Source organism: Hydrogenophaga sp. (assembly GCF_030158645.1).
Taxonomy (GTDB): Bacteria; Pseudomonadota; Gammaproteobacteria; order Burkholderiales; family Burkholderiaceae_C; genus Hydrogenophaga.
Genome location: NZ_JAOASO010000086.1, coordinates 1 through 9,862, shown reverse-complemented (window position 1 = coordinate 9,862; position 9,862 = coordinate 1). Strand labels below are relative to the sequence as shown.

Genomic DNA, 9,862 nt, shown 5'->3' with positions numbered 1-9,862 from the left:
CAGATGTTGAAGGTGAAGTTCTTGAGCTGGGTGCTCTCGGTGATGGCGGGGTAGCTCTTCACGTTGTCCAGCCGCTCGCTGTTGAGCATGGCCAGCACCTTGACGCGGCCGCTCTTGTGCATGTCGTCGTACTTCTTGCCGTACGGCGCCAGGAAAAAGTCGACCTGGCTGGCCAGCAGGTCCTGCTCGGCCGGGGCTGCGCCCTTGTAGGGCACATGGACCATGGGAATGCCGGTGACCTTGGACAGGTGCTCGCCGAGCAGGTGGTAGAACGAGCCCGGGCCGACGCTGGCGTAGGTCAGGGGACGGCCTTGCTGCGCGGCCTTGCGGGCCTGGTCCAGGAACTCGTCCACCGTGCTGGCGGGGAAGTCCTTGCGGGCCAGGAAGGCGATCTGCGCGGTGGCGATCATCTGCACCAGGCGGAAGTCTTCGCTTTTGAACTTGATGGAGGCGATGGCCAACGGGGCCAGGATGAGCTCATTGGGCGAGCCCTGGAACACCGTGTAACCGTCGCTGGCGCCGTTGAGCACCTTTTGCGCGGCAATCGATCCGCTGGCACCGCCCAGGTTTTCAATGACGACTGGCTGGCCGAGCTGCTTGCCCAAGGTGTTGTTGACCGAGCGCGCGATCACGTCCGACAGGCCGCCCGCCGGGTAAGGAACCATCAGCGTCACCGGTCGGGTGGGGTAACTCTGGGCCAGGGCCGCGCCGGACAGGCTGGCCAGGGCGATGGCGGCAGCGGCCATCAGGGTCTTGAGGGGGCTGTTCATGGGCGTCTCCGGTGGTTTCAGGGGTGGGTGGGGGAAAGCAGTTCGTTCACCAGCGCGATCCAATAGGCGGAGCCGGTGGCGATGTTGTGGTCGTTGAAGTCGTAGGCGGGGTTGTGCACCATGCAGGCGCCGGGCTCCTGGCCGGTGCCGTTGCCGATGAGCAGGTAGCAACCGGGGACGCGCTCCAACATGAAGGCAAAGTCTTCGCTGCCGGTGAGCAGGGGGCCCTGGGCCACCACCTGCGAGGGCGGGAAATGCGCCCGCGCCACCGCCAGAGCGCGTTCGGTCTGCAGTGCGTCGTTGACCAGCACCGCATAGCCGGGACGCCAGTCCAGCTCGGCGCGCACACCAAAGCTTTCGGCCTGCAGGCGCACCAGTTCGCGGATGCGTCCTTCAATGCTCGAACGCACTTGCGGGTCCAGCGCGCGCACGCTGAGTTCCAGGCGCGCCGTGGCCGGGATCACGTTGTTGGCCTGACCGGCGTGCACGGCTCCCACGGTGACAACCGCTGGCTGCAAAGGATCCACATGGCGCGAGACGACGGTTTGCAGCGCCATGACGATGGAGGCCGCCGCCACCACGACATCGGTGGTTTTGTGGGGCATGGCGCCATGGCCGCCCACACCGTGCAGTGTGACCGTGGCGTAGTCGGAAGACGCCATCGCGGCTCCACTGCGGAACACCAGCTGGCCCTGTGCGTGGCCCGGCATGTTGTGCATGGCAAAGATCGCGTCGCAGGGAAAGCGCTCGAACAGGCCGTCGCTCATCATCTTCAGCGCGCCCCCGCCGCCCTCTTCGGCGGGCTGGAAGATCAGGTTGAGCGTGCCGTCAAAAGCTCCCTCTTCTGCCAGGTGCTGTGCGGCAGCCAGCAGCATGGCGGTGTGGCCGTCGTGTCCGCAGGCGTGCATCACGCCGTGGTGGCAGCTGGTCCAGTCGGTGCCGGTGGCTTCGACGATCGGCAGCGCATCCATGTCGGCGCGCAGGCCGATCGTGCGCTCCGAGCTGCCTCGCCGCAATTGCCCCACCACCCCGGTGCCGCCCAGACCGGTGGTGACGGCGCAGCCCATGGCCTGAAGCTTCTGCGCCACGAGCGCGCTGGTGCGGTGCTCGTCAAAGGCCAGCTCCGGGTGCTGGTGGATGTCGCGCCGCAGCGCGATGAACTCCTGAACCGCTTGATCGCTGAGTCGTTCCAAGGCCGTTGCTCCAGTGGGTACATGAACTTTGTTGCATGTTAGGAAGCGCTTGTTTTAAAGTCCAATGCATTGCAGATCAACAATCCATAACTTTCACTGAGGATTTCAGGATGACGCTGGTGCAACTGAGGCATTTCGTGGCGTTGGTGGACATGGGTTCGTTCGTGCAGGCGTCCACTGCCCTGTTCCTCACCCAGCCGGCGCTGACCCGCAGCATCCGCGCGCTGGAAGACGAACTCGGCGGCCCTCTGTTCGACCGGCTTGGCCGGCGCATCGCATTGACGCCGTTCGGCCATGAGGTGCTGGCGCGCGCACGGCGTCTGGTCAGCGATGCCGAGGCGCTCCGGCAAACGGGCAAAGGCCTGCACGCCGGGCTGATCGGCCAGCTTCGTGTGGGGCTGAGCTCTGCGCCGGGCGCGCTGCTGAGCACGCCGCTGATGTTGCACATGGCCGAGCACCACCCCCGGTTGCAGGTTCGGATTTCACGCGGGAACACCGCCGTGTTGCTCGACGCGCTGCGTGCGCAGCACCTGGACGCCGCCATCGTCGACATCCGAGACATGCGGCCCTCGGCCGACTTGCAGGTGACACTCACGTTCGAGTTGGCGGCGGGTTTTCTGGTCCGCCAGGACCATCCACTGTCCCTCATGGGCCGTGCCGTCAGCCTGGAGGAGGTGATGGCGTATCCGGTGGCCTCGACACCGCTGAGCGATGAAGTCGCCCGCCTGATGATCAACCGCTACGGCCCGCAGGCCAACCCGGACGACATGGTCACCCTTCGCTGCGACGAAACATTGAGCATCGTCGAGGTGGCGCGACGTAGCAACGCCGTCGTGCTCACGGTGAACGCCGTGGCGGCGGATCTGATCCAGCTCGATGTTTCACCCAGCCTCGATGCCCAAGGGCGTTTCGGGATGGTCACGTTGGCCCAGCGCGAGGCAGCACCCGCACTGCGCATCCTGCGCGAACAGCTGCCGCACTGGACCGGCGCCGCGTTGTCGGGGTTTCCCCGGGTGGCCGCAAGGGAAACATGAAGTATATTGCCTATACCCCTATGAGCATCCCTTCGAAACTCCTCATCCTGGTCGGCACAATGACCAACACCGCCGAGTACGTGGCACAGGCCATCGAGATGGATTGCACGGATCTGGTGCCCGTCATCGAAGTCCGCATGATGGACGGACTCGACATTTCGGTGTTTGAGGAAGATGCACTTTACGTCATCTGCTCATCCACCTACGGCGCTGGCGATGTGCCCGACAACGCCCGCCATCTCTACGAATCCCTGTCCAGCCAACCCAAGTACCTGGGCCAGGTGCGCTACGGCGTGATTGCCCTGGGCGACAGCGTTTACCCGCAGACCTTTTGCAACGGCGGTCTGCGCTTCGACGAACGCCTGACCGACCTGGGCGCGGTCCGCATCGGTGAGGTGTTCCGCCACGACGCCTCGGCCGGCACCGAGCCCGAGGTGGTGTGCACGGCCTGGGCACGCGAATGGCTGGCTCTCGCGCTGGCCACCACCGACTGAGTTCAGCCGTCAGGTTCACATCTGAATAGTTCAAGCCTCAAGTACGGGTAATTCTGGATCGTCAACGGATACCCTCCCGTCTACAGTGGCCCAGCCAGCTTCGTTTTCTGCCAACCCACCTGGAGATCCCCTATGACCACTCGCCGACTTGTCCTGACCCGCAGCGCTGCCGTGATCGGCGCCGCGTCCACCGGCCTGTTGCTGCCCGAACTCGCGCGCGCACAGTCGGACAAGGTCCGCGTGGGTTTCATGCTGCCGTACACCGGCACCTTCGCTCAGTTGGGCGTGGCGATTGAAAACGGATTCCGCATGGCGCTCAACGAACAGGGCGGCAAGCTCGGCGGCCGCGAGGTCGAGTTCTTCAAGGTGGACGACGAATCGAACCCGGCCAAGGGCATCGAGAACGCCACCCGCCTGGTGCAGCGCGACAAGGTCGACGTGCTCGTGGGCACGGTTCACTCGGGTGTGCAGATGGGCATCCACAAGGTGGCGCGCGACAGCGGCGTGCTCAGCCTGATCCCGAACGCCGGCGTGCATGTGGCCACCCGCGCGCAGTGCGCGCCCAACGTGTTCCGCACCTCGTTCACCAACTCCCAGCCCACGCTGGCGCTGGGCAAGGCCATGATGGAGCGCGGCCACAAGAAGGCCGTGTGGATCACCTGGAACTACGCCGCTGGCGACGAGGCCTTTGAAGGCTTCGAGAAGAGCTACACCGAAGCCGGCGGCACCATCGTCAAGAAGCTGGGTCTGCCGTTCCCGAACGTGGAGTTCCAGGCGCTGCTGACCGAAATCGCCTCGCTCAATCCCGACGCGGTGGCTTGCTTCTTCGCCGGTGGCGGCGCGGCCAAGTTCCTGCGCGACTTTGCTGCGGCCGGTCTGAACAAGAACATCCAGCTCTACGGTTCCGGCTTCCTGACCGAGGGTGTGCTCGAAGCCGCGGGTGACGCCGCCAACGGTGTGCTCACCACCATGCACTACAGCGATTCGCTGGACACGCCGCGCAACAAGAAATTCCGCCTGGACTACGCCAAGACGTTCCGCCTGCAGCCCGACGTGTACGCGGTGCAGGGCTACGACACGGGCCTGCTGCTGATCAAGGGCGCGAATGCGGTCAAGGGCGACCTGAACAACAAGCCGGCCTTGTACGCCGCCATGAACGGCGCCGAAATCGACAGCCCGCGCGGCAAATGGAAGATGAGCGCAGCCCACAACCCGATCCAGGACATGTACCTGCGCAAAGTGGAAAACAAGGAAAACAAGGTGATCGGCGTCGCGCAAAAGGCCGTGGCCGATCCGGCCACCGGCTGCCGCATGGCCTGAAGCCGGGCGGACGCTCGCCCACCGCGGGCTGGTCCCACCCCAGGCCGGCGCCCCTCGGGCGCTGGCCTGTTTTTTGCACGCTCCCGCGCTCCGTCCAACCACCCGATCGCCCATGGATTTCGCCAACTTCCTGATCCAGTTGCTCAACAGCCTGCAATACGGCCTGTTGCTGTTCATGCTGGCCGCCGGCCTCACGCTGATCTTCGGGATCATGGGCGTGGTCAACCTGGCGCACGGCAGCTTCTACATGCTGGGTGCCTACCTCGCGTGGTTTCTGGTCCGCCAGCTGGACAGCCTGGTGCTGGCCATCGTGCTGGGCACGGTGATCGCCGTGGCGTTGGGCTGGCTGCTGGAGTGGTCGCTGTTCCGGCACTTCTACCACCGCGACCACCTCGACCAGGTGCTGCTCACCTTCGGCCTGATCTACATCTTTGAAGAGGTGCGCTCCATCCTCTGGGGCGACGACGTGCACGCGGTGCAGGTGCCCGAGGTGCTGAACTGGTCGATCCCGCTGACCGAGAACCTCTCCTACCCGGTGTACCGGCTGGTGATGTCGGGCGTGTGCATCGCACTGGCCCTCGGCCTGTACCTGCTGATCTCCAAGACCCGCCTGGGCATGAAGATCCGGGCCGGTGCCTTCAACCGCGAAATGACCGAATCGCTGGGCATCAACATCCGGCTGATCCATGGTGTGGTGTTTGCGCTGGGCGTGGCGCTGGCCGCCATCGCCGGCATGATCGCCGCGCCCATTGCCAGCGTCTACCCCGGCATGGGCAGCTCGGTATTGATCATGTGTTTCGTGGTGGTGGTCATCGGCGGCATCGGCTCGGTGCGCGGTGCGCTCGTGGCCGCCTTGCTCGTGGGCCTGGTCGATACCTTTGGCAAGGTGCTCGTGCCGCAGATCGCCGGCATGGCGGTCTACATGTTGATGGCACTCGTGCTGCTCTACAAGCCCGAAGGGCTCTTCAAACAATGAGTTCTCCGAAAGCCCAACTTGAGAAGCTGCCGCGCAGCATCCAGGCCATCCTGGTGCTGGGTGCCATCGCACTCGCCGCATTTCCCCTCATTCCCCTGACCGGTGGCGACTTCTACCTTCAGATGCTCTCGCAGATGATGATCCTGGCGATTTTCGCCATGAGCCTGGATCTGCTGCAGGGCGTCAGCGGCCTGGTGTCGCTCGGCCACGCGGCCTACTTTGGCCTCGCCGGTTATGCGCTGGCTTTCCTCACTCCGGCCGATGCACCCATCAGCCTGTGGTGGGCCCTGCCCGTCTCGGCGCTGGGCGCGGGGCTGGCCGCGCTCATCATCGGCTTCTTCGTGGTGCGCACCCACGGCATCTACTTCATCATGGTCACCATGGCGTTCGCGCAGATGGTGTTCTTCCTGTTCTTCGACAACAAGGCGCTCGGCGGCTCAGACGGTGTCTACGTGAACTTCCGGCCCGACGCCTCGGTGTTCGGCTGGACCGGCATCGACCTGGAAAACAAGACCACTTTCTATTACTTCACGCTGCTGCTGCTCGTGCTGGTCTACGCCTTCCTGCGCCGGCTGCTGTTCTCGCCGTTTGGCCGCGTGCTCGCCGGCATCCGCGTGAACGAGCACCGCATGCGCGCGGTGGGCTACGGCACCTTCGGCTACAAGCTCGCGGCTTTCACGCTGGCCGGTGCGCTGGCTGGTGTGGCGGGCTTTCTGTGGGCCGCGCAGACCGGCTACGTGAACCCCGAGCTGATGGGTTTTCACATGAGCGCACACGCCATCATGATGGTTATCCTCGGCGGCATGGGCAACTTCGCCGGGGCCATTGTGGGGGCCTTCGCGTTCGAGTACGTGATGCACTTCTTCAAGGACCTCACCAAACACTGGCAGCTGCTCATGGGCACGTTCATCGTGCTGGTGGTGGTGTTTGCACCGCGCGGTTTGCTGGGCTTGGTGGAACGCTTCAGCAGCAAACGGGGGAAGGCATGAGCGAACTTCTCCTGTCGGCCCACAACCTCACCAAACGCTTTGGTGGTCTGGCCGCTGTCAACGACGTGTCGGTCGACCTGCACCGCGGACGCATCCACGCGGTGATCGGCCCCAACGGCGCGGGCAAGTCCACGTTGACCAATTTGCTCTCGGGCGACCTGCCGCCCACCTCGGGCCGCATCACGCTCAACGGCGTGGAGACCGCCGGCAAGAGCCCCGAAAAAATCTCGCGCCTGGGCCTGGGCCGCAGCTACCAGAAGACCAACATCTTCCTGCCCTTCACCGTGTGGGACAACGTGCGCCTGGCCGCGCAGTCGCGCGAGCGGCACGCGCCGTGGAACCCGCTGCGCTGGGTGTCTTCGGCCAGCGCCATGGGTGCGGTCAACGAGCGCTGCGAGCGTGCGCTCGAACTCGCCGGCCTCACGAACCGCGCCAGCGTGGTCGCAGGCACCACCAGCCACGGCGAGCAGCGCCAGCTGGAGATCGCCATGACCTTGGCCACCGAGCCCACCGTGCTGCTGCTCGACGAACCCCTGGCCGGCATGGGCCAGGCTGAGGCCGAGAGCATGGTGGCGCTGCTGCTGCGTCTGAAGAACGACCACGCCATCATGCTGGTGGAACACGACATGGACGCCGTCTTCACGCTGGCCGACCAGCTCACCGTGATGGTGAACGGCCAGGTCATCGCCAGCGGCACGCCCGCGCAGGTGCGCGCCGATGCTTCCGTACAAGCAGCCTACCTGGGTGAGGAACACTGATGAGCGCAGCGACGAACGCATTGGTGGAGGCCAAGGGTCTCAACACCCACTACGGCGCCAGCCACATCCTGCGCGGCATCGACTTCACCGTCGGCCAGGGCCAGACGATCGGCCTGATGGGCCGCAACGGCATGGGCAAGTCCACGCTGCTCAAATCCATCATGGGCATCGTCAAGCCCAGTGGCGGCCAGGTGCATGTGAAAGGCCGCGACATGACCGGCGCACCCACGTTCGAGATCGCCCGCCTGGGCCTGGCCTACGTGCCCGAGGGCCGTGGCATCTTCGGCAACCTGAGCGTGAGGGAAAACCTGGTGATGTCGGCGCGGGCCGGCACCAAGGGACAGCGCGACTGGACCTACGAGCGCGTGCTGGAAACGTTCCCGCGCCTGGCCGAGCGCCTGAACCACGGCGGGCAGCAGCTCAGCGGCGGCGAGCAGCAGATGCTCACCATCGGCCGTGCGCTCATGACCAACCCCGACCTGCTGATCCTCGACGAAGCCACCGAAGGCCTGGCGCCGCTGATCGCGCGCGAGATCTGGCGCATTTGCGGCCTGATCCGCGAGAGCGGCATCAGCAGCATCATCGTGGACAAGAACTGGAAACACGTCACCCAGATCACCGACCGCAACGTGATCCTGGTCAAGGGCGAGGTGGTGTTCGAAGGCAGTTCCGAAGAACTCCTGTCCAAGCCCGAACTGCTGGAACAGTACCTGGGCGTGTGAGCCGGGTCAGAGCAGCGGTCGCAGCTCGCGCGCGGCGTCTTGCAGGAGCGGCAGCATGTCGCGCAGGAACTCGGGCGAATCCATGCGGTCGGCGGAAGACACCACATTCAGCGCCGCGACCGCCTTGCCCTGCAGGTTGCGCAGCGGCACCGCCAGCGCAAACACGCCCAGCTCGTGCTCCTCGCGCGCGACGGCCAAGTCTTGGTTGCGCACCTCGGCGATGAGGACTTTGAACGCCTTGTGGTCCACCGCCGTGTGCGGCGTGAGCCGAGGCAGTTCGCGCCCCTTGAGCCAGGTGGCGAACTCGGTCCTGGGCATGGCCGCGAGCAACACGCGCCCTGTGGACGTGGCGTGCGCTGGCAGGCGCGCGCCGAGGTGCAGCCCGTAGGCCATGAGCCGCTGGCCGCCGATGGACACGTTGCGCGCCACGATCACCACCTCGTCCCCGTCCAGCACCGCCGCTGAAAACGAGTCCCGCGTGAGAGCAGCGAGTCGATTCAAGGTGGGTTGCAACAGGCGCGGCAGGCGTGCCGAGGCGAGGTAGCTCCCCGAAAACCGCAGCACCTTGGCCGAGAGCCAGTAATGGCTGCCGTCGGTGTCCAGGTAACCGAGGTGGGCCAGCGTGAGCAGGTGGCGCCTCGCGGCTGCGCGCGTGAGGCCCGCGCGCTCGGCCGCCTGTGTGGCGTTGAGCCGCTGGCGCTGGGTGTCGAAGCTCTCCAGCACCGCCATGCCCTTGGCCATGCCTTCGATGAAATCGGCCTTGGCGATGGGGTGTGCGGATTCATTCATGGCCGGATTATGCGCTGCCCGCCCCATATTGCGCGGTGATCGCACAAGTCGTCCGTTCATCGCGCAAGCTTGATCGCGAGCGATTGTGTTGCGAGCCCCGGGTTTCTACGCTTGGGGATTCCCATCAGGAGACAAGTCATGCGTACCCAGGTCGCCATCATCGGCGCCGGCCCATCGGGCCTGCTGCTCGGTCAGTTGCTGCACAAAGCCGGCATCGACAACATCGTCATCGAGCGTCAGAGCGGCGACTACGTGCTGAGCCGCATCCGCGCCGGCATCCTGGAACAGATCACGGTCGACCTGCTGGCCGAGGCCGGCGTGGGCGAGCGTGTGAAAGCCGAAGGCACGGTGCACCACAGCATCGAGCTGGTCTTTGCCAACACCCGCCATCCAATCGACGTGCACGGCCTCACCGGCGGCAAGGTGGTCACGGCCTACGGCCAGACCGAGGTGACACGCGACCTGATGGACGCCCGCAGCGCCGCCGGCCTGACCACCATCTACAGCGCGGGCAACGTGACGGTGAACGACTTCGACACCGACCACCCGGTGGTGCGTTACGAGAAAGATGGCCAGACGCACGAAGTGCTGTGCGATTTCATCGCCGGCTGCGACGGTTTCCACGGCGTGTGCCGTGCCAGCGTGCCCGAGGGCGCCATCACCGAGTACGAGAAGGTCTACCCCTTCGGCTGGCTCGGTGTGCTGGCCGATGTGCCGCCGGTGTCCACCCACGCCATCGTTTACGCCAACAGCGAGCGCGGCTTCGGCCTGTGCTCCATGCGCAGCCTCACGCGCAGCCGCTACTACGTGCAGTGCC

The 9,862-nt window shown here is 65.3% G+C and carries 11 protein-coding genes; 8 read left to right on the top strand and 3 right to left on the bottom strand.

Annotated features, from left to right (window positions below; genetic code table 11):
- Together Q1W68_RS09010 and Q1W68_RS09005 are read right to left on the bottom strand one after the other, a co-directional pair.
- A partial coding sequence (locus tag Q1W68_RS09010) for a tripartite tricarboxylate transporter substrate binding protein (protein WP_300716280.1) occupies positions 1-770 on the bottom strand: 770 nt, incomplete at its 3' end.
- Positions 771-787: 17 nt separating this feature from the next.
- Entirely contained in the window at positions 788-1,963 is a 1,176-nt protein-coding gene (locus tag Q1W68_RS09005; protein ID WP_300716278.1) for a M20 aminoacylase family protein, read from the bottom strand.
- A 110-nt stretch (positions 1,964-2,073) separates the two neighbouring features.
- On the opposite strand from Q1W68_RS09005, the gene Q1W68_RS09000 reads away from it, so the two are divergent.
- The 7 genes from Q1W68_RS09000 to Q1W68_RS08970 all read left to right on the top strand — a co-directional run bounded on the left by Q1W68_RS09000 (position 2,074) and on the right by Q1W68_RS08970 (position 8,256).
- A complete protein-coding gene (locus Q1W68_RS09000) occupies positions 2,074-2,997 on the top strand; it encodes a LysR family transcriptional regulator (RefSeq protein ID WP_300653968.1) in 924 nt (307 codons plus the stop codon).
- A 20-nt stretch (positions 2,998-3,017) separates the two neighbouring features.
- Complete coding sequence (locus Q1W68_RS08995) at positions 3,018-3,491, top strand: flavodoxin domain-containing protein (RefSeq protein ID WP_300659499.1); 474 nt, start codon at positions 3,018-3,020, stop codon at positions 3,489-3,491.
- A 132-nt stretch (positions 3,492-3,623) separates the two neighbouring features.
- Positions 3,624-4,811, top strand: a complete 1,188-nt coding sequence (locus tag Q1W68_RS08990) for an ABC transporter substrate-binding protein (RefSeq protein ID WP_300716275.1) — start codon at positions 3,624-3,626, stop codon at positions 4,809-4,811.
- Positions 4,812-4,923: 112 nt separating this feature from the next.
- Positions 4,924-5,787, top strand: a complete 864-nt coding sequence (locus Q1W68_RS08985; protein WP_300716274.1) for a branched-chain amino acid ABC transporter permease — start codon at positions 4,924-4,926, stop codon at positions 5,785-5,787.
- Positions 5,784-6,776, top strand: a complete 993-nt coding sequence (locus tag Q1W68_RS08980; protein ID WP_300716272.1) for a branched-chain amino acid ABC transporter permease — start codon at positions 5,784-5,786, stop codon at positions 6,774-6,776. Before Q1W68_RS08985 ends, Q1W68_RS08980 begins: the two co-directional genes overlap by 4 nt.
- Positions 6,773-7,534 (top strand): ABC transporter ATP-binding protein, encoded by a 762-nt coding sequence (locus Q1W68_RS08975; RefSeq protein ID WP_300716270.1) that lies wholly within the window; start codon positions 6,773-6,775, stop codon positions 7,532-7,534. The genes Q1W68_RS08980 and Q1W68_RS08975 overlap by 4 nt, the downstream gene beginning before the upstream one ends.
- Positions 7,534-8,256, top strand: a complete 723-nt coding sequence (locus Q1W68_RS08970; protein WP_300716269.1) for an ABC transporter ATP-binding protein — start codon at positions 7,534-7,536, stop codon at positions 8,254-8,256. The genes Q1W68_RS08975 and Q1W68_RS08970 overlap by 1 nt, the downstream gene beginning before the upstream one ends.
- Before the next feature lie 6 nt (positions 8,257-8,262).
- Here Q1W68_RS08970 and Q1W68_RS08965 read toward each other — a convergent pair whose 3' ends face one another.
- Positions 8,263-9,045, bottom strand: a complete 783-nt coding sequence (locus Q1W68_RS08965; RefSeq protein WP_300649973.1) for an IclR family transcriptional regulator C-terminal domain-containing protein — start codon at positions 9,043-9,045, stop codon at positions 8,263-8,265.
- A 138-nt stretch (positions 9,046-9,183) separates the two neighbouring features.
- Between Q1W68_RS08965 and Q1W68_RS08960 the strand changes: the two genes are divergently transcribed.
- Positions 9,184-9,862: FAD-dependent monooxygenase (locus tag Q1W68_RS08960; protein ID WP_300716267.1), on the top strand; the 679-nt coding region annotated here is incomplete at its 3' end.